Consider the following 18,780-nt stretch of genomic DNA (forward strand, 5'->3'; position numbering starts at 1 on the left):
TCCCTTTCATTTCACCTTAATTTGAAAATTATTTTACCACACTATGCTTGTTTGCGACTAATAACTAGCCCAATCCAACGATTTTCTCTCATGGTTAAATTGATTTCAAAATTATTTTCTGCTAGAGCCTGCTCAATCTTAGGCAATTGCAAGTAGTCAATACCAGAGAAGATGATCTTTCCATTTTCTTTCAAGTGACTGTCAAGTTGTGGAATCAAGTCAAGCAAGATTTCTGCCAAAATGTTGGCCACAATAATATCGAACTTTTCATCAACATCACTCAGCAAACTGGTCTTTTGAGTTCTAATATTATCAAGACCATTCAAGCCAGCATTTTCCTTAGCCGCAGTCATTGATTCATCTGAGATGTCAGTTGCCAAAACTTCACTAGCACCTAATTTAGAAGCTGCAATAGCCAAAATACCTGAACCTGTACCTACATCAGCCACTTTAGCTGGGAAAGTCATGGCATTTTCTAAACCAAGCATTGCCAGTTGAGTTGTTTGGTGGTTACCAGTACCAAAAGCTAGACCTGGATCGAGCTTGATAATTGCTTGATCTTTAAAAGCTGGTTGATAGTCTTCCCATTCAGGAACGATTGCCAAGTGTCTAGAGAAATTGATGACATGGTAGTATTTCTGCCATGCAGTGTTCCAGTCTTGATCAGCTACATAGTCAGCACTGATTTCAGCTTGACCAATTGCCAAGCCATAGCCTGCAAGTTCTGCTAGTTTATCTTTATATTTAGCAATCAAATCATCCTTATCTGCTTCTTCATCAAAGTAAGCCAAAAATTGCATATCTTCTGGCAAATCCTTAATATCATCTAGTTCAACTACAGTTGAATCGTGAAGCCAACCAGCTTGTTCAAAGTCGCTGCGTTTTCTTGCTTCAACGCCCAAGGCATTAAGATGTTCTTGACTGTAAAAATCCAAAGCATCTTCTACTTCATGACTAGTTTCAATTTTAATTACAAGTAATTTCATCAAATCCTACCTTCTTTAGTTATTGCTATTTAAATGGTACTATTTATCTTTGGGGTGATAAATATGTCAAAGAAAAAAAAGAAAGATAAACTTGAAAAAACCTTGGTCGAGAAAATTCTCGATCAAAATAAAATCAAGTACCGTCAAGCACAATTTGCGACCCATGAAGATCATGGTGGAGTTGCGCAAATGGATACTTCTATTTTAGAGGACAATGAACACTTAGTCTATAAGACTCTAGTTTGTGCAGGAAACAAAACTGGTCCAGTCGTTGGCGTAATTCCAGTCACCGAGCACCTTGATTTGAAAAAATTAGCCAAAGTTTCTGGCAATAAAAAAGTGGAAATGTTGCCATTAAAGGATTTGCAAAAAACTACTGGTTACGTTCACGGCGCTAATACCCCGATTGGAATTTATTTCAATCATCATTTTCCAATTTATCTGGACGAAGGGATGCAAGCTGAAGCTGAGATTGGGGTTTCTAGTGGTGAAGTTGGTCGCAGCGTCTTTTTAAATCCTGAAGACTTGGCTAGATTTTGTCATGCTGACTTTGTCGATCTAAAAGAATAATTTGTCTGTTATTTTCTATAAAAGTGATATACTTAAATTACCAACTAGATTATTTATGATATAGTGTGAATATACTAGATATAGTTGGGGGTTTGTGTAGCGATGTAGTAATTTATCGATTACTACTCAAAAAATAAACGCTGAAGAAATTTTCTCCAGCGTTTTTCTGTATCTAACGATTTGAATGACGCCACTTGGGATCCGTCATTATTCTGGCTGCCAACAATCCCATTGGCAAAGCCAAAACGATCATCAAAGCAGCGATTATCCAATAAGCACCAACATTAATGTCAGTAATACCGAAATGGTAAACTGCCCGGTACATGTATAATCCAGGAACCATGATCACAATTGATGGCACAGTTAGCGAAATTCTTGGGAAACCTACCCGCAAACGAATGAAACTAGCAAGAAGTCCTGCCAAAAGTGCTCCTAAAAAAGCAGCTAAAGCTGGAGGCATCAAGGCAAAATCAACTAAACTCAATCTAGTCGTATTGGCAATAGCACCAATTACGGCAGCCATTGTTGCCATGGATAAGCGAGAGTTGAACATAATTGAAAAGCCAAAGACCCCGCAAAAACTTGCAATTGCTCTAAACAAGGTTAGGCTAAGGACGCTAAAGTCCAATTTAGGCATCATCCCTGGCTTAAGTTGCAAAAGCATAGCTACGCCCCAACCTACTGTAGTTGCAATCGAGATGACCAAGATTGCAAAAGCAAGACGCTCAAGTCCAGAGCGCATATCTAGTTTGGACATGTCTAGGCCTGAAGTAATAAACGGAAATCCCGGAATCACAAAGAGCATGGCCCCAATATAGCCATAGGCATGATCTGGATTAAGTCTAAAGGCTTTTTGCAAAATCATGAAGATCAAGAAATAAGCAAAACAAGCTACAGCTACACCGGTAGCAATCTTAGCCACTAAAGTGATTTTTCTTTTGGCTAATTCTGCTCTAGCATAGGCCCCAGCACTTGCTCCAAAAAAGGTACAGATAATCTCTGGCCAGCCCCCACCAAGAAGAAAAATAAAGCCAGCACAAGCAAGTCCGGCAGCCAGACCAATAACCCAAGTTGGATAAGTTGTTTTCATATGTTCGATTTCATCTAATCGGTGTTTGATTTGCCCTAAAGTCCAGTGACCATGACCCTTTTTAAATTGTTTAACAAATCGCTCCATTTCATAGAGCTTAGTCATATTAACTCCGGTTGATGGTAAAGTAAGCGCCTGAGAATAAGATTCATTTTCACTAGCAAAACAAGTATATTCAATCGACACTAGTCCAATATCTGCCGAGCAAGTAATCCCCAGCACGCGCGCGATCGTATCCATCGACTCGCGAACTCGCCAAGCTCCAGTACCGCATGATAACATCATCATGCCAACTCGTCCTACTAGCGAGGCCTTCTCAACCAAGGTTACATCCTTAGCCAAGGTATCATCGCTACTTTTGAAAAAGCTCTCCCAATCAATCCGCATATGGTGATGATGGGATATATGCTGTTTGACTTCACTATTGTTGTTTGATTCTGTCATTGTCTTTCAATTCACCAAATTCCTCATACTATCTCATTAACAACTATTCTAGCACAAGTTGAAAAATTGATTTTTGGCTTTTTTAAAAAATTTGAGCCATTTTGTAATTTTTTAAAGGAAAAAATTATATAATAGAAATAGAATAATAGTATAAGTTGTTTATAAAGAAGGACTGATTGCAATGCCACAACTAAGTAATGAAGATTTAGCCAACATCGCCCATGACTATTATTTAAGCAAATTAAACATTGCCGACATTTCGCAAAAATATAACCTTTCCCGCTATCTAATTGCCAAAGCCCTAGAAGATGCGGAAAAGTCAGGTATCGTTAAAATCAACATTTACCACGGAACAAGGCGTAATGGCGAATTAGAGCGAATTTTTCAAGATGAATTTGGCTTAAAAGAAGCAATTATTTTGAATAATCTGGATACTGCTTCTCAAGATAATGATGCCTTAGTTGAACAAGCTTCTAAGCAAATCCAATCTTATATCAAAAACTCGCATAATGTTGGAATGACTTGGGGCGCTTTAATGCACGATATTATCAATCATTTCAACAATGATGAACGCGAGGATTTAAATTTCATCCAAATTCTTGGACAAGCAATCCGCTCTGACAAACAGAAGAATCAACTAGTTCAACTGGCAGCGGACAAGTTTGCAGCTGAGTCTAAATTCCTTCCTGCCCCTTTATATGTTGTCAATCCAGATTACATCAAGGTTATGAAGCAAGAGCCTTTCTACCAAAGTCTTGAAGCTGATTTCCATGATCTCGATTTGATCTTTGCATCCGTTGGGACAATGGAATCACTAAGAGTAAATAGCTTCATTGAGAAATACTACTGGAATACTCTATTTAAAGATATCGATGATAGTAAATTAGTGGGTACGCTTTTTGGTCGCCCATATGATATCGAAGGCAATATTATCGATGGAATTGATCAATATATTTGTGGCATTTCAATGGAAGATATTATGAATACGCCTACTAGATTCTTAGTCGTCAAAAACCGCTTCAAAGCTAAAGCCTTGGTTGGTGCACTTAGAACTGGAACTATTACTCACCTAGTAACTAATGAAGCGATTGCCCAAAAGGCTCTGAAGATTGCCCAAGAAAACTAACTTTACATAAATTTACTTATGTTTAAACCAAAAAGACTAGGAAGAAAAATTTCTTCCTAGTCTTTTTAAGTTAACTTTATTTTTTACTATCGGCGATTAATTGATCAATCTCAGCTTGAGTCTTATTTAAGTCTCTAGTTGGATCAATTACTGGCCATTCACCATAATTTTGCAAGATTTGCTTGTATCTGTCATCTGCTTGCTTCCAGAAGATGTCAGTCATTGACACTTGATAATTCTTGTAGCCATAATTTGCATCAGTAATCTTGCCAATGATGACAGCTGATAACATGTATTGCAAGTCAAAGCCGATCATGTTAGTAAAGTGTCCACTCTTACCTTGATCATCCGTGAAGTAATCCTTGTAGTATTCGATTCCTTCGCCATAGTCTAAGTGGGCAAATAAGTCTGCCAAAGCTTCTGGCGTCAAGCGCTTAGCTCTGATTGGGATATTTATTGTATGAAGGATAGTAGTTTTCATTAGTTCCTTGGACAATTGCAGTTGGAATCAATTTAGAAGCAACTGTTCCCAAGTGAGTGTAGGCTTGATATTTTGGAATTAAACCAGCTTCATATTCTGCTAAAGCATGAACGATTGTCATGGCTTTGCGACGATCTGATACTTCAGGAACTTGGTAATCAAACAAGCCAATTGCCCGGCGCATTAAGTTCATGTTTTCAATTGCTCTAGCGGTATATGCATCGCTAAGTTCCATCAACGGCTTCAAAGCTGCTACTTCTTCATCATTTGGCATACCAGCTTCCATTTGATCGATCAATTGTTGCATATTTTGAACCGAATCATAATCTGGCAAAGTGTTTGAGGCTAGAATATCTTTAGCTTCAGCAATAATGCTATCATATTGCTTCTTTGAATCAGCTATAGCGGTACTTTGAGCTTTAAATGCATTTACATACATTTTCAAGTTAGAAATTTGAATTGATATAGCTTGCTCATTATACGTATTTGGATTTGCAAAAATTTTATTAGCAGAGTCTATTTGTTTACCCATATACTCTTTAGGAACATCATTAGTTGCACTAGCGATAATTGCCTGTGCTGTATCCACCAACTCACGCAATTCCTTAAGCAATTTCTCCTTATTGCTCAAACTCTTGCCATCCAATCCAGCCTTAGCAGCATTTAGATCACTAGCAAGTTTATCTACATCTGCTTGACTAAGCGTAGGATTATTTAGGCCCTTTTGAGCCTGAGCTAAAGCATCATCATATGCGCTCTTCTTTTCAGCTGAGGCATTCTTGTATAAGTCAGTCGCTTTAACACTAGAACTTGCATCAACAGCTGACTTTTAAGCACTAGTGTCAGTAGCTTTACCATCAAGTGCAGATCTAGCTGTTTGCAAAGCACTCAATGCAGAATCAACATCTGCTTGAGTAGCTGATTTATTTGATAAAACTGCTTGTGCTGCACTAATAGCTTGATTGAAAGCAGACTTAGTTGCATCCCCAGCATTGAGGTAAGTTACTTGACTCTTAATGGCAGAACTTGCAGCTAATTCGTTATAGATAATTGAACTGTGTTAACGCTAGTCTCAGGTTGGGTTTCGCCAGTATCATCTTTGTTATCATCCTTACCTGGTTCAGTGGTTTCACCTTGATCCTTGGTATCTTCGCCCTTGTTTGGATCTTCTGTGCTGCCACCTTGATCTGGAGTTGTTTGATCCTTTGAATCGTCTTTGCCTGATTGATCTGTTCCAGGGTTTTCTGCATTCGAATTATCTTTAGTTGGATCGGTTGTTGCATTTTCGTCCTTACCAGGTGTAGTAGCTGAACCATTATCTACAACATTTGAAGCAGTTTGATCACTTGATCCATTTTCTTGCTGAGTAACTTCAAAAATGCTTGTCTGAAATCTGCTAAGTACTTAGCATTGTAAGTTGGTCTCTTGCTAGTCTTATTAGTCACTGTTGCTCTTCCAGTAGTTGGATTAGCCATGATCGTTGCACTTAATGTTTTTGTTGGCTTTTTATTAACCTTCCTGCTTCCTGATTTTCTTGAGCTTAACCTTGCCCCTGACAGTGTTGGCAAGTCTAACATATTGACCGTTTAGACTAAATGGCTTAGCCAACTTGTCTTTTATGAGGTAGTACTTTCTGCCGTTAATATAACTTACACCATATGCCTTAGTCTTAAAATTCCTCTCCCAAACTACAGCCGCCATTCTACCATCAGGCGTTTGTCCGATTGCCTTTTAACCATTAGTGCCATAGACATAACTTTTCCTAGTGAAAGTTATATAGAAACTTTTAGCAGCTTGCACTGGTTGAGCTTCTAATACAAGGCCAGCCATAGTCATAGTTAAAGCTGTAGCAGCGATGATTTTCTTTGCTTTCATTTTTCGTCCTCCTGGTAAGAATAAACAATTTTACATAATTTTAGTTATTTAAAATTATTCTTTATTCTTTAACGCAGCGAGTTACTGTACCAGTTCCTTGTTTAAAGACAATTGATTACCTTTGCGCACCATCTTGCCACCAGAAGCAGCTTCAGCAATCATAGTGTAGAAATAATATTTTCCAGATAAGGCTAGCTTGCTATACATTTTTCTAGAAACAGGATTCATACCTGTAATTTTAGTAGTTAATCTATTGAGCATGATAGAATGTGCATCGATTTTCATTTTCTTATATACAACCCATGGAGTTGGATGCTTAACGCTCTTTAGTTTCCAATTGCCCCGCACCTTAGGCGAAACCGTGTACTTAGCATAAGATACAGCTGCATCTGCTGGCTTAGTTGTAATTGCCACACCTGTACCTAACATCCCTAATGCAATAACTCCCGCAAAAATTGCTTTTTTCAAAAAAATTCCTCCAATAATAGCAATTTTGTTTTATATTCGATTCCATATATCATATATAAATATTGATATAACAGACACTTTAGTTGCAAAAAATCACCCGCAAGCTGTAACTTGTGGGTGATTCTATCGATTTATAAAATTGTCGCAAAAATCGGCACAACCATATCAACAACAACACCGATTACAACTACTGCTACAGCTGCAATAGCTCCTTGCGTTTCTCCCAATTCCAAGGCAAACGCTGATCCAATCGTATGTCCAGCAGTACCTAAGCCTAGTCCTGCACCTATTTCTGAATCATTAAGCCGGAAAATTTTAACTAAGTATTTGCCTAAAGCATAGATAATTACTGCATTTAATATACATGCCATACCAGTTACGGCAGGATTGCCCTTAATAGCTGAAGTGATTGGTAAGGCAATTGCAGTAGTGGCTGCTTGAGAAAGCATCGACCGCAAGCTGGTGGCACTCAGACCAATAAACTTAGAAACTGCAGTTATGGCGCTAAGTGAGATAAACATTCCAAGCAATAAACTTAACAAAATTTCCTTCCAATACTTCTTCACAACATCATTTTTCTTATACAAAGGAATTGCAAAAGCGATCGTTGCTGGATTCAAAAACCAGAAAATCATATCTCCGCCAGGCTTATATGCTTTTGTATAAATAGTAGCTGTATCTACTTTTAAAAATTTCCCTAAAATTACCAAAATCAAAATCCCAGTAACCATTGCAAAAAATAGTGGCTGGAATAAAAAGAATCCCTTGGAGCGTTTAAATAGTTCTTGTCCCAAAAGGTATAAAACTAATGATAGAAAAATACCAAAGAGTGGATTGGTTAAGTATTGCATTGCTGTCTTTCCTTTCTATTAATTTTCAGTAACTTTTCTAGATGAAATATAGGCGTTGTTTTCAGCTTTTTTAGCTAGTTTGTTAAGTCCATCTTCTGTCAATAATTTCTTTCCTGCTAAAACTGCCCTTGCTACATAAGTCGTGACGACTAACATAACGATTGTTGAAACAAAAATTACGAGGATCAATTTAACTCCTTCTTGAGCCATAATATCTAGATTGCCTGCAAGTGAGATACCTGATGGAACAAACAAAAATCCAATCATACTAATTAAAATACCACTGAATGATTCGACCCACTCTAACTTAATTACATGGGTAGCCAATAATACATAGAGTAAAATCATCCCAATCACAGAAGTTGGTACTGGCAATTGCTTTGGCAATAAGCCCGAGACAATACTTGATATAAATAAAATACCAGCAAAGATTGCCATCTGAACTAAAATTGGAGCTTGTTTTTCTTTTTTATCTTTCATTTGTCCTGCCTCTTAAAATGTTTTATTTCTCTAATTGATTACGCTTACATTTTACTGGCAAACTTAAAACTTGAGACAAGCTTCCCTCCCAACTGCAAAAAAACACCTCCGAATTGCAAAAATTCGAAGGTGAAATTTTATAATCCTAATAGCTGACTAAGCTGCTTCATATATGAGCGTCCTACAGGGAACTTCAAATCATTATTAGTAACTACTAACAAAGTATGGTTGAACCATGGCTGAACTTCTTTAATTTTATCGATATTAATGATGGTATTGCGATGAATTTGAACAAAATTCTTTTCCGGAAGCTTCTTTTTGATCCAAGCTAAGGTTTGCTTGACCTGATAGTCTTCTTTTCCAGTAGAGATCGTCAAGATTCCATTTTCAATACTAGCTGCAACCAATTCTTCTTTTTTAAGCAAAAGACTATGATCGTCAATTGTCACCGTGATGAATTTATTTGTGCTTGAAGCAACTTCGGTTGGTTTAGCTTGCACATCCAAACGCTTCATTGCCTTAGACAAAGCTTGATTAACGCGTTCTTGTTCAAATGGCTTCAAAATATAGTCGGCAGCTTCAATTTCAAAAGCCTTAACTGCATAATCATCATAAGCAGTTGCAAAGATAACTAATGGTGGCTTAGCAAGCATCTGTAATTTTTTAGCTAGATCAAAACCATTTTCATCATTTAGTGAAATATCTAAAAATAATAGATCAATCTGCTTTTGCAATAGAATATCCTCTGCTTCGTGGATGTCTTCTGCTTTTGAAATTATTGGGTCAGTTATAGCTGGGCTTTGCTCAACTAAATAGCTCAACTCTTCCCTAGCTAAGGCCTCATCATCAACAATTAGTATCTGCATTATTCGATCACCCCTTTAATTGGTATTTTTGTCTCAACACTGGTCCCCGTTTCGCTTGTGGTAAAATTCAGCTGGCTTTGACTGCCATAAAGATTGATTAATCGCTGGTTCAAGTTCACTAAAGCCGAACCTGTGCCTGAACTTTCAGTAATAACTTCTCTGCCAATTCGCTCTAAAACTTCCTGCTTAATCCCAGATCCATTGTCACTGACTTTGACCAAAAACATTTCTTCATCGGCCAATTTTTTGACTTCAACCTTAATCCAATTATCGTGCTTGCGGTCTTTGAAAGCATGCTTGATGGCATTTTCAACCATAACTTGCAAGCAAAATGGTGGCAGCTTAACTGACAAAGGAACATCGATTTGATAAGTAAGCTGATAGCGACCTGGAAAACGCAAATTTTCAATTGACATAAAGGAATCCACGTGACTTTTTTCTTGTTCAAGACTAACTTCTTTTTCCTGGCCACCTTTAAGAGAAGTCCTAAAGAAATTGCTTAGTTCTAGCAGTGCCTGCCGAGCCTTATCAACATCAAAGCGCATCAAGGCACTAATCGTGTTAATCGTATTAAAGAAAAAGTGTGGATTGATCTGAGCTTGTAAGGCACGAATTTCCGCATTGTTAGCTAATTTGGTTTGTTCTTCGGCAATTCCTATTGCCAATTGTCCTGAAAAGATTTGCGCCAAACCTTCAGCCAAATTTCCTTCCAGTTGCGTCAACTTGCTTGGATCGGTTAAATACATCTTTAAAGTACCAATTGTTTTTTCATTTATTTTGAGTGGAACTACAATCGCTGATTGTAGCTGACAAGCATGATTTGGGCAAGCAATCTGTTCTTTAGTATAAGCTAGTTGCTTTTGTCCGCTAGCAATTACTTGCTTAGATAAATCCGTAATTACCGCCTGACCAGCAATATGATGATCGCTTGCTACACCTACGTGAGCCAAGACATTAACCGTATCAGTCAATCCAACTGCATCAAAGTTCGTATGCGACATGATGATCTCGCACACTTTTTGCGCTGACTTTAGGCTCAAGCCTTGACGCAAATATGGCAAAGTTGCATTAGTCAAATCCAATACATCTTTAGTTTGGACCGCCTTTAATTGTCGCTCGTTAGAAAGATAAGTTTTTAGAATCGACATAAATAAAGTTACCCCGATACTATTTAAAAGTACCATTGGAACAATAATCAGTCTAACTAAATTCCAATTATTGAAAAAGCCAATAAAGGTCATCTGGATTAACTCCGCAAAAATCCCCAGCAAAGCAATCTCTTTATTGCTAGGGAATAATTGACTACCCTTAATTCTATCAGCTACCTTCCCAATGATCAGTCCGACTAAGGCACAGCCTAAAATATAGAAGGCATCGGAAAAATTACCCTGAATATATCGGTGCACCCCACCAATTAGACCAACACAAGTCCCAACAAATGGTCCGCCAACTAAGCTAGCTGCTGTAATAACTAAAGTTCTAGTATTGGCCAGCGAATCAGTATGAGAAAGCATCGGTAAAACTGGTCGCTCAATTAGCTTTTCATTTCCACTGATTTCAATTCCAGTTAAGTTGGCAATAACGACAAAAAGCGCAAAGATTAAAATTAGAATTACTTTTTCTCGTTTTGAGCGCTCTTGAATTAATTGCCTAAAAAAGCGGTCATTAACCAGTAAAAAGGCTAAGACCATAATTAGTCCCAATCGTTCCAATAAAAGCATAAATAGCATCAACAAATTGATCATCTCGATTCCATCTTAAAGTTATTAGCTAGTTTTATTTTCTTTGATTTAAGTCTCAATAGCAAACAAAATCACCCGCAAGCTGGAACTTGTAGGTGATTTCGCGCAGACTTTTAAAAGCATAAGACGGCATGTAGTAAACATTCTTGATTAAGATTGTCCTATCCCTCATCATCTACAGCATTACGCAAAATACTCTCCCATTCTTGAAGCTTAGCTTGATCATCGAACCAATATTCTGTTAGCATTGGTAAAATATCATAATTAACAATTGCTTTCATGCGCAAAGGCGTGCAAGTTGCTGGAGTCAAGTTGCAGAAGTAGCTGTGTCCAATGCAAAAGCCCTTTCATCGCGAATAAAAAAGTTGATTATTCAGGAATTTGAGCGCTGTATTTGTTATCCAATTTTATGCCATTTTAATTTATAGTAATTACAAATATATACATATTTAATTACTATAAATAATGATTTCAGCTATAAATGATCTATAAAAAATAACAAGCATCTCAGCACTAACATTTTTAACAAAATTATTTATATTATTGGGCTATGCCAATATTTTTCGGTTAAATAAATAAAGAGATTATTCACAAGTCTTATCATTACCTTATATATGAGTTCTTATTATATAATTAAATTGTAAAGAGATATAAAGAGATAAATATAGATAAGGATGTGTTAATCATGACTAAGCAAACTAACCGTTTCTCCTTGAGAAAATTGACCATCGGACTTGTTCCTGTTACTTTTGTTGTTTTGGCTATGAATATCAAGCATGTCCACGCAGATGAGTTGCCTAATGAAGCAGCAGCAGTGACTGAAGTTTCTCAGCCCGGAGCACCACCTAGCGAGCCTGTCGAAGTAGCAGAGGCAACGACGCCAGAAACGACCGAACCCGTTGAAGTTGCTTCTGATGTTGAAACCACTCCTGTAGATCAACCAGTAGTTAGCGAAGTAACCCCGGATTCTAGTGCGAATGTTGAAGCTACTCCAGAAACTATTGAGCCTACTTCTACTCAATCGGATCCTACCCCGGTTGAAACTGTAAATAATGCATCATCTACAGATAAAGCGAAGTTGGCTAAACCTGCAACCGCTCCTGCGCCAAAGGCTAACCAAGCTGCACCTACAGTAGTTGATGCGATCGACTGGGATAAGGTTATCTACAATGTCGGGGATGATTTGAATGTAGAGATCATCGATTACACTTATGAGAAGGAAGATTTAGACAAGGAGTGGACTGTTCTGCTTCCTAATACTTACGATTTTATTGAAAAAGGTATCATTGATAAGGACCATATTGCAACGATTTCAGATAAAACTTTGCGTAAGATAGTTGTGGATCGTTCTGGTGTTATTCCTGGCGTAACGCCTTATACTTTGAGTAAGGATATTACTATTAAAGTTAGTGAGAATGGAAATGGAAAGTTAAAGCTTGCTGGTAAATATGTCGATTTTTCTTCTCCAGGTGCTATTACTATTGACACATTACACCATACCTCTAATTATGAGAGCATCGATAACAAATTTAAACCAGGCGAAATTGTATCAGATCCATATACAACAGTTTATCGTGATTATTTTCCAAAAGAACAAACTATACCTATTTTGATAGGCAATCTTAAAAGAGTTGATTTAGATCATCTTGATGTTTCTGATATAAACTGGACATCATTTGCATTTCAAATTTATCTAGAAGATATAAAGATATCCAAATGGGATACAAGAAATATGGGTGGCGCAGATTTTGCGTACACGAGTAGTCTATCAGAAATTGATCTATCGAGTTGGAACACCGATAAAATGACGGATTTTCGCTTTATGTTTATGGAGACTGGCGCAAGAAAAATCAACCTAAACGGTTGGTATGGAGGAGGTCATAGTGGTTTAGCCGAGTATGCATTTCGAGGTTCTAAAAAACTTACACACTTAGACTTGGGAAACTGGCGTGGTAAGGGGCCAACTAATGTTTCATATATGTTTGGTGATTTGCCTAGTCTAAAATATTTAAACATTAGCAACTGGGACTGGATTCGCCTTTGTATCCTAGATGATAATCGCGTTCTACAAACAAGTCCTAATCTTGAGGTATTACGTGCTGATGGATTCAAGAATATTACTTGGCCAGCCTATTATCATATGTATTTGAACACTTCCAGTATTGACAATAAAGTCGAAAAGCTTATCGATGAGCTTGCATTACAGGATCCTTCAATTTATGACAAACTCAGGACTGACCCGTCAATTATCAACATCGATCCTTATCTTCTAGATCCAACAGATGTTCCTCCACTTGAAGAAGTCAATAAGGATGATCAATTTGACTATGATAAATTCCGCAACTACTTCGCTTTCAAATCCAATCACCCATTAATCATCATCGCTAAAGACGGACTCGGCGACACCGAAGCTTGGACTGATCCAACCAACCCAGACCTCAAACGTCCAACCGAAATCAAAATCGTTGCCAACTACGTTGATGAAAACAGAATCGAAGAACTAACAGCTGATCTAGAAAGATTCATCTTCCCTTCAGTTGAATTTATGGATGATCTAGTTGACGAAAAAATAAAGTCCAAATTCGATTTAACCAAATACGACATCACCTACACATCTCCTCTTACAGCTGAAGAACTCGAAGAAGATCCAGCAACTTTAATCAAGAAGCTAACCGGCACTTACTACGTAACCATCAAACACAAGAAGCAGACCAAGGACGAAAGCAAGACTGTTCAAAGAATCATCACCGTTATCAACCCTGACAACACCAAGTCAGAAACAGTTCAATCCGCTACTTTCACCCGTCAAGCAACCACCGACCTTGCAACTGGCGAGACGACTTACACGCCATACGACAAGGCAAATGCGACTTTAGCTGAATTCATCCCTGCCGCAATCGATGGCTACACTCCTTCTCTTGGCAAAGTTGATCAGCTAGAAGTAACGCCTGATTCTATTCCTGAGAATGTTACCATCACTTACCAAAGAGTAACCAATCCTACTACTCCAACCCCTGATCAACCTACTTCACCTGTTTCTGATAATGAAACTCCAACCTCACCTGAAGTCGAAACAAATACTCCTGAAGAAACAACAAGTGTTGAACATTTGGTAACTGATGATAAAGAAGATGACAAGACTAAACCAAGTCAAACCATCCATAAGTCTGCAACTAAATCTAGCAAGCCTGAAAAGCAAACTAATCTTCTCAAGCTTAGCCAAAAAGAAAATCCAACCTCTGAAAATGCTGACCAAGCATCCCTACCACAAACTGGTGAAAAGCAAGGCTTAGTATTAGCTGGACTTTCTCTTGTAGCTCTTGCACTTGGAATATTAGGCTGGAAGAAGAAAAGCGATCAAAACTAATTAACTACAAAAATACGTTAGAAGAATATTTCCTCTAACGTATTTTTTCTATGCTTCTTGCAGTGTTTTGCCCTTAGCCTGAGCGATAAATTCTCTCAGTTGATCATCAGTAAAGTATTCGCCATATTGATCTTTTGCCTCATCAAAAACAGCATCCTCATTATTTGAAGTTTTCATGACATATCTAATCAACTTTATTAGTCCCTCTTCGCGACCTTTCTTGATTCCTTCTTATCTACCATACAATTCGCGATCCATCAATCTTGCTTCGTAACTCACGATACTAGGGCCTCCTGTCCTTGTTTAGTTCATCTTTTCTCACAGGCAAAATTGCTCTTTAAGTTAATAATAATATTAGTTACTCCATTTCTCAACCAATCACCTTTTACTAGCATTTGCAAAATAATGTCGTATAATATATCTAAACATTTTCCAAAGAAATATTTTTAGAATAAGAGGTATTATTATGGTATTTTTATTACTTCCCCTCATTATTATAGCTCTAGTAATTCTTCTGAGTGGCTTCAGAATCATCCCTCAAAACTACGAAGGCTTGATCGAAACCTTAGGAAAATACACCAAAACCGTTAAAGCTGGTCTTGTCTGGATTGTTCCATTAATCCAAAACAGCCGCAAAGTTTCACTAGCTTTACAACCACTTGAAATCAGCAAGTATTCAATCATTACCAAGGATAACGCTGAAATCACTACTAGCTTGACTTTAAACTACTTAGTTACTGACTCCTACCGCTACTTCTACAACAACACCGACTCAGTTGAATCAATGGTTCAATTAATCAGAGGTCACTTAAGAGACATCATCGGCCGAATGGAGTTAAACGAAGCTTTAGGATCAACTAGTCAGATCAACACTCAATTAGCTGATGCGATCGGCGACTTGACTGACATCTACGGAATCAAGGTTGTTCGTGTTAACGTCGACGAATTGTTGCCAAGTCCTGAAATTCAACGTGCCATGGACAAGCAATTGACTGCTGATCGTGAAAAGACAGCTGCCATTGCTAAGGCTGAAGGTGAAGCTCGCAATATTGAATTGACCACCAAAGCCAAAAACGATGCCCTAGTTGCTACCGCCAAGGCTAAAGCTGAAGCTATTAAAACTGAAGCTGATGCCGAAGCTTATCGGATTGAACGTTTGCAACAATCATTAAATAATGCTGGCGAAGGCTACTTCAAGAATGAAAGTCTTGATGCCTTTAACAACTTAGCTTCTGGTCCAAATAATTTAATCATCATGGACAAGAGCGAAATGACTGAATTAGGCAAAGTTCCTGCAGCCAAGAAAATTTGGGATAAGCTTGACCAAGAAGAACAAGCAACTCCAGAAACTGAAGAATAAGAAATAAGGACCGACCTTCAATGTTTAGGCATTGAGATCGATCCTTATTTTTGTACTAAAATTTATAAAAGACTCTATTTTTCAAATTGCTCACAGTACAATTTGCTGATATAAGCTTGCATCTCTTCAACGCTATGGCGTCTAGAGCGTGCACATTCTTTTGCTGGGCGATTACACAAGAAACACTTTCTAACTGGCAAGCCTAAATCCTTTCTAGAAATAGCCGCAGGAGAATTTTTGGTGATAACATCTGCATCAAATAGACGCCCGAAAGTACTATTTTCTTCAAAAGCAATGGCCGCCTTTTTTATTTTGAACAGATCACTTCCTATTATATAGAACTTTTCTTGGCCGGCGTCAACATCCAACTCTTTGACCAGCTTGGCAGTCAAATCTACTTGCTCGATAGTTTGTTTAAAATCCTTAATTCCCTTATCGAAGATTCTAGTCAGGTAACGGTTATTTTTAATAGGTCCGGGAATATTCATTTTGATATCAACCAATACTTGATCAGGATGCTGGTGGAGAACAGCTTGTTGGATTTGGACGCGCATGTCTTTTTCTTGCAGAACGTCAGTAATAGATTGAGGCTTGCCGTCTTTAAAAATGTTCCTTGTCATATAGACTTCTAGTCCTTTACTTCTTTAATTACGTCGATGACTGAACCATCACGGTATTCAACAATGGCAACAGTGCGGTCAGTGTATTCAAGTGGCTTAGGAGTGCCGACTTGCTTTTCGGCCATCTTTTGCAAATCTTCAATTGAAAGCATAGTCAAGCCAGGAACCTTTGAAAAGGCATCGATCAAGTCTTGGCGCTTAGGGTTTACAGCAATACCGCGTTCGGTTACCAAAACATCAATTGATTCGCCTGGAGTTACGACAGTTTCAACGCTAGGTACAACAGTTGCATTTCTACCACGAACAAGTGGAGCAGTAATAATTGTCATCTTAGCACCAGCTGCTGAATCTTGGTGACCACCAACAGCACCACGGATAACACCATCTGAACCAGTCATAACATTAACATTGAAGTCAGTGTCGATTTGCAAGGCTGACAAGATTGAAACATCAAGGTTGTTAACAACAGCACCCTTGTTGTGTGGATCAGCATACCAAGAAGCGTCAATTTCTTGTTGGTTGCGGTTTTGAGCCATTGATAAAGCGGCACCCTTATCAAAGTCTTGTACGTCCATAACCTTCTTGACTAAACCTTCTTCAAGCAAGTCGATAGTTGGCTTGGTGATACCACCAACAGCAAATGAAGCAGTAATGTCATTATCAATCATTGATTGACGAAGATAGCGAGTTACGGCTAAGGCTGCACCACCTGAACCAGTTTGGAAGCTGAAGCCATCTTTGAAGTATGGTGAGTTAACGATCACTTGGTTAACCATTTGCGCAATCTTCAATTCCTTAGGGTCCTTAGTGAAACGAGTCGCACCTGAACCGATCTTGTCTGGGTCACCGATTTGATCAACCTTAACTACGTAGTCAACTTGATCTTGCTTGATTGAAGCTGGAGTATTTGGATAAGGAACAATGTTGTCAGTTAAAAGCACAACCTTGTCAGCATATTGTGCATCCATCAAAGCATAGCCAAGTGAACCAAAGACAGCATTACCATCTTGACCATTAGCATTACCTGCTGGGTCAGAAATTGGCACACCCAAGAAAGCAACATCAATCTTGATTTCGCCATCCTCAATTGAGCGAGCACGGTTACCGTGTGAACGGAAGATTACTGGGTTCTTAAGACCACCGTGAGAAACGAAATCACCAAGTGAACCTCTCATACCAGATGAAGTAATGTTTGTAATTACACCCTTCTTGATAGCTTCGATAATCTTGTCGTTCATAACTCCAGTCAATGAAGAAGGTGCAAGAGTCAAGTCCTTGTAACCTAACTTAATGATCAAGTCCATTACTTCGTTGAAGGCAAAGTCACCATTTCTAAAGTGGTGGTGGAATGAGATGGTCATTCCATCTTTCAAAGTTGACTTGATAACATCTTCAAGTGATTCAACAATCTTGTTTTGGCCAGTAGTTGCAGTAACTTTTGGTGCAGTTCTTTGAATTTCTGGATGACCAATTTCACTAGTTTCAAATGGCTTTAAGTTTAATTCTTTCATTACGTCATCTGGTAATTGACGTTTTACATTATTCTCCAAGGTAATTGCCCTCCTCATCTATCAAGTGTGAAGCCTTAGCAGTTTCTAATACACGGTTGGCCTTTTCTACAACTGGCTTATCAACCATCTTGCCGTTCATTGAAATAACGCCTGAACCCTTAGCTCTAGCTTCGCGGATAGCATTTTGAACGTTTTGTGCATCTTCAATTTCTTCCTTAGTTGGGTTGAAGACCTTGTTAACCATTTCAATTTGTCTTGGGTTAACCAAAGACTTACCATCGTAACCAAGTTCGTGGATGTAATTAGTTTCGCGGTAGAAGCCTTCGGTATCTTTCATGTTTGAAAAGACAGTATCAAAGGCATAAACGCCAGCTGCACGGGCAGCTTGCAAAACCATGTTGCGAGCAAATTCAAGTTCGCGGCCATCTGGATATCTGTGAGTGTGCATGTCAGCAGTGTAGTCTTCACCAGAAACAGCCAAGCCCATCATCAAATCTGAAGATTCCGCAATTTCTGGAGCGTGAAGAACACCCTTAGCTGATTCGATCGCAGCCATAACACCAATCGTGCCACGTTCAATTCCAAATTCGTCTTCCCATTTTTCAATGTCTTTGACTAATTTTTGGATCATTTCAGCTGATTCAGTCTTTGGCAAACGAATTACATCTACTCCAGCCTTAACCATAGCCTTAACATCTTGGTCGTAGTATGGAGTATCTTGACCATTAACTCTGACAACAACTTCTGCTCCGCCAAAGTCAACAGTCTTAATTGCTTCATAGACAAGCAATCTAGCAGCGTCTTTTTCAGTTAATGAAACTGAGTCTTCTAGGTCAAGCATAATAGAGTCGGCTCCGTAGATTCCGGCATCCTTAATCATAGCTGGATTGTTGCCAGGAACGAACATCATTGTACGACGTAAACGATTCTTTACATATGTCAT

At 38.3% G+C, this 18,780-nt stretch carries 21 protein-coding genes and 1 pseudogene; 4 read left to right on the top strand and 18 right to left on the bottom strand.

Going from position 1 to position 18,780, the window contains the following annotated elements:
• Positions 1–41: 41 nt before the first annotated feature.
• The gene (gene prmA, locus BN53_RS06660) at positions 42–986 is read right to left on the bottom strand and encodes a 50S ribosomal protein L11 methyltransferase (RefSeq protein ID WP_009560174.1); all 945 of its coding nucleotides are present in this window, start codon (positions 984–986) and stop codon (positions 42–44) included.
• 63 nt (positions 987–1,049) lie between these two features.
• Between prmA and ybaK the strand changes: the two genes are divergently transcribed.
• Entirely contained in the window at positions 1,050–1,556 is a 507-nt protein-coding gene (gene ybaK, locus BN53_RS06665; RefSeq protein WP_009560175.1) for a Cys-tRNA(Pro) deacylase, read from the top strand.
• Positions 1,557–1,728: 172 nt separating this feature from the next.
• Here ybaK and BN53_RS06670 read toward each other — a convergent pair whose 3' ends face one another.
• Positions 1,729–3,090 carry a threonine/serine exporter family protein gene (locus BN53_RS06670; RefSeq protein ID WP_009560176.1) on the bottom strand — a complete coding sequence of 454 codons (1,362 nt, stop codon included), beginning with the start codon at positions 3,088–3,090 and terminating at the stop codon, positions 1,729–1,731.
• A gap of 181 nt (positions 3,091–3,271) precedes the next feature.
• On the opposite strand from BN53_RS06670, the gene BN53_RS06675 reads away from it, so the two are divergent.
• The gene (locus BN53_RS06675) at positions 3,272–4,216 is read left to right on the top strand and encodes a sugar-binding transcriptional regulator (protein ID WP_009560177.1); all 945 of its coding nucleotides are present in this window, start codon (positions 3,272–3,274) and stop codon (positions 4,214–4,216) included.
• A gap of 76 nt (positions 4,217–4,292) precedes the next feature.
• Here the strand turns inward: BN53_RS06675 and BN53_RS06680 are convergent, their stop codons facing one another.
• The 12 genes and pseudogenes from BN53_RS06680 to BN53_RS06720 form a co-directional block, all read right to left on the bottom strand.
• On the bottom strand, positions 4,293–4,697 hold the full coding sequence (locus BN53_RS06680) for a hypothetical protein (RefSeq protein WP_040537377.1): 405 nt from the start codon (positions 4,695–4,697) through the stop codon (positions 4,293–4,295).
• Positions 4,651–5,328 carry a hypothetical protein gene (locus BN53_RS06685; protein ID WP_009560179.1) on the bottom strand — a complete coding sequence of 226 codons (678 nt, stop codon included), beginning with the start codon at positions 5,326–5,328 and terminating at the stop codon, positions 4,651–4,653. Before BN53_RS06685 ends, BN53_RS06680 begins: the two co-directional genes overlap by 47 nt.
• A 21-nt stretch (positions 5,329–5,349) precedes the next feature.
• Positions 5,350–5,514, bottom strand: a pseudogene (locus tag BN53_RS10110) (LPXTG cell wall anchor domain-containing protein); the annotation flags it as partial.
• A gap of 12 nt (positions 5,515–5,526) precedes the next feature.
• Positions 5,527–5,748, bottom strand: a complete 222-nt coding sequence (locus BN53_RS10115; RefSeq protein WP_081495935.1) for an FIVAR domain-containing protein — start codon at positions 5,746–5,748, stop codon at positions 5,527–5,529.
• Positions 5,749–6,016: 268 nt separating this feature from the next.
• Entirely contained in the window at positions 6,017–6,172 is a 156-nt protein-coding gene (locus BN53_RS09655; RefSeq protein ID WP_155817251.1) for a hypothetical protein, read from the bottom strand.
• Positions 6,173–6,206: 34 nt separating this feature from the next.
• Positions 6,207–6,398, bottom strand: a complete 192-nt coding sequence (locus BN53_RS06695) for a hypothetical protein (RefSeq protein WP_009560182.1) — start codon at positions 6,396–6,398, stop codon at positions 6,207–6,209.
• 30 nt (positions 6,399–6,428) lie between these two features.
• Positions 6,429–6,572, bottom strand: a complete 144-nt coding sequence (locus BN53_RS09660) for a hypothetical protein (protein ID WP_009560183.1) — start codon at positions 6,570–6,572, stop codon at positions 6,429–6,431.
• Between the two features lie 81 nt (positions 6,573–6,653).
• Positions 6,654–7,040 carry a hypothetical protein gene (locus BN53_RS06700; protein ID WP_009560184.1) on the bottom strand — a complete coding sequence of 129 codons (387 nt, stop codon included), beginning with the start codon at positions 7,038–7,040 and terminating at the stop codon, positions 6,654–6,656.
• A gap of 131 nt (positions 7,041–7,171) precedes the next feature.
• Complete coding sequence (locus BN53_RS06705) at positions 7,172–7,891, bottom strand: LrgB family protein (protein WP_009560185.1); 720 nt, start codon at positions 7,889–7,891, stop codon at positions 7,172–7,174.
• 18 nt (positions 7,892–7,909) lie between these two features.
• Positions 7,910–8,371: a CidA/LrgA family protein gene (locus tag BN53_RS06710; RefSeq protein ID WP_009560186.1), complete on the bottom strand. Its 462-nt coding sequence runs from the start codon at positions 8,369–8,371 to the stop codon at positions 7,910–7,912.
• A gap of 137 nt (positions 8,372–8,508) precedes the next feature.
• Complete coding sequence (locus BN53_RS06715; protein WP_009560187.1) at positions 8,509–9,237, bottom strand: LytTR family transcriptional regulator DNA-binding domain-containing protein; 729 nt, start codon at positions 9,235–9,237, stop codon at positions 8,509–8,511.
• The gene (locus BN53_RS06720) at positions 9,237–10,967 is read right to left on the bottom strand and encodes a LytS/YhcK type 5TM receptor domain-containing protein (protein ID WP_040537389.1); all 1,731 of its coding nucleotides are present in this window, start codon (positions 10,965–10,967) and stop codon (positions 9,237–9,239) included. The genes BN53_RS06715 and BN53_RS06720 overlap by 1 nt, the downstream gene beginning before the upstream one ends.
• A gap of 697 nt (positions 10,968–11,664) precedes the next feature.
• On the opposite strand from BN53_RS06720, the gene BN53_RS06725 reads away from it, so the two are divergent.
• On the top strand, positions 11,665–14,346 hold the full coding sequence (locus tag BN53_RS06725; protein WP_009560190.1) for a mucin-binding protein: 2,682 nt from the start codon (positions 11,665–11,667) through the stop codon (positions 14,344–14,346).
• A 48-nt stretch (positions 14,347–14,394) separates the two neighbouring features.
• Here the strand turns inward: BN53_RS06725 and BN53_RS09665 are convergent, their stop codons facing one another.
• Positions 14,395–14,538, bottom strand: a complete 144-nt coding sequence (locus BN53_RS09665) for a hypothetical protein (RefSeq protein WP_009560191.1) — start codon at positions 14,536–14,538, stop codon at positions 14,395–14,397.
• A gap of 274 nt (positions 14,539–14,812) precedes the next feature.
• Here BN53_RS09665 and BN53_RS06730 point away from each other — a divergent pair, with 274 nt between their 5' ends.
• On the top strand, positions 14,813–15,706 hold the full coding sequence (locus BN53_RS06730) for an SPFH domain-containing protein (protein WP_009560192.1): 894 nt from the start codon (positions 14,813–14,815) through the stop codon (positions 15,704–15,706).
• Between the two features lie 74 nt (positions 15,707–15,780).
• Here the strand turns inward: BN53_RS06730 and citX are convergent, their stop codons facing one another.
• The 3 genes from citX to citE are packed head-to-tail and all read right to left on the bottom strand — an operon-like array spanning position 15,781 to position 18,780.
• The gene (citX, locus tag BN53_RS06735; RefSeq protein WP_009560193.1) at positions 15,781–16,326 is read right to left on the bottom strand and encodes a citrate lyase holo-[acyl-carrier protein] synthase; all 546 of its coding nucleotides are present in this window, start codon (positions 16,324–16,326) and stop codon (positions 15,781–15,783) included.
• 8 nt (positions 16,327–16,334) lie between these two features.
• Positions 16,335–17,876, bottom strand: coding sequence for a citrate lyase subunit alpha (citF, locus tag BN53_RS06740; RefSeq protein ID WP_337466327.1), 1,542 nt, complete (start codon positions 17,874–17,876; stop codon positions 16,335–16,337).
• Positions 17,866–18,780, bottom strand: coding sequence for a citrate (pro-3S)-lyase subunit beta (gene citE, locus BN53_RS06745; protein ID WP_009560195.1), 915 nt, complete (start codon positions 18,778–18,780; stop codon positions 17,866–17,868). Before citE ends, citF begins: the two co-directional genes overlap by 11 nt.

This window comes from Lactobacillus pasteurii DSM 23907 = CRBIP 24.76 (assembly GCF_000297025.1).
Taxonomy (GTDB): Bacteria; Bacillota; Bacilli; order Lactobacillales; family Lactobacillaceae; genus Lactobacillus; species Lactobacillus pasteurii.

Bases quoted from the DNA above. Each gene is read 5' to 3' on its own strand.
- BN53_RS09660 (WP_009560183.1), bottom strand. From the start codon at position 6,572: ATGAAAGCAAAGAAAATCATCGCTGCTACAGCTTTAACTATGACTATG.
- BN53_RS06720 (WP_040537389.1), bottom strand. From the start codon at position 10,967: ATGCTATTTATGCTTTTATTGGAACGATTGGGACTAATTATGGTCTTA.
- ybaK (WP_009560175.1), top strand. From the start codon at position 1,050: ATGTCAAAGAAAAAAAAGAAAGATAAACTTGAAAAAACCTTGGTCGAG.
- prmA (WP_009560174.1), bottom strand. From the start codon at position 986: ATGAAATTACTTGTAATTAAAATTGAAACTAGTCATGAAGTAGAAGAT.
- citE (WP_009560195.1), bottom strand. From the start codon at position 18,780: ATGACATATGTAAAGAATCGTTTACGTCGTACAATGATGTTCGTTCCT.
- BN53_RS06680 (WP_040537377.1), bottom strand. From the start codon at position 4,697: ATGAAAACTACTATCCTTCATACAATAAATATCCCAATCAGAGCTAAG.
- BN53_RS06675 (WP_009560177.1), top strand. From the start codon at position 3,272: ATGCCACAACTAAGTAATGAAGATTTAGCCAACATCGCCCATGACTAT.
- BN53_RS06705 (WP_009560185.1), bottom strand. From the start codon at position 7,891: ATGCAATACTTAACCAATCCACTCTTTGGTATTTTTCTATCATTAGTT.
- BN53_RS06730 (WP_009560192.1), top strand. From the start codon at position 14,813: ATGGTATTTTTATTACTTCCCCTCATTATTATAGCTCTAGTAATTCTT.
- BN53_RS06710 (WP_009560186.1), bottom strand. From the start codon at position 8,371: ATGAAAGATAAAAAAGAAAAACAAGCTCCAATTTTAGTTCAGATGGCA.
- BN53_RS06715 (WP_009560187.1), bottom strand. From the start codon at position 9,237: ATGCAGATACTAATTGTTGATGATGAGGCCTTAGCTAGGGAAGAGTTG.
- BN53_RS06695 (WP_009560182.1), bottom strand. From the start codon at position 6,398: ATGGCGGCTGTAGTTTGGGAGAGGAATTTTAAGACTAAGGCATATGGT.
- citX (WP_009560193.1), bottom strand. From the start codon at position 16,326: ATGACAAGGAACATTTTTAAAGACGGCAAGCCTCAATCTATTACTGAC.
- BN53_RS06670 (WP_009560176.1), bottom strand. From the start codon at position 3,090: ATGACAGAATCAAACAACAATAGTGAAGTCAAACAGCATATATCCCAT.
- BN53_RS06725 (WP_009560190.1), top strand. From the start codon at position 11,665: ATGACTAAGCAAACTAACCGTTTCTCCTTGAGAAAATTGACCATCGGA.
- BN53_RS09655 (WP_155817251.1), bottom strand. From the start codon at position 6,172: ATGGCTAATCCAACTACTGGAAGAGCAACAGTGACTAATAAGACTAGC.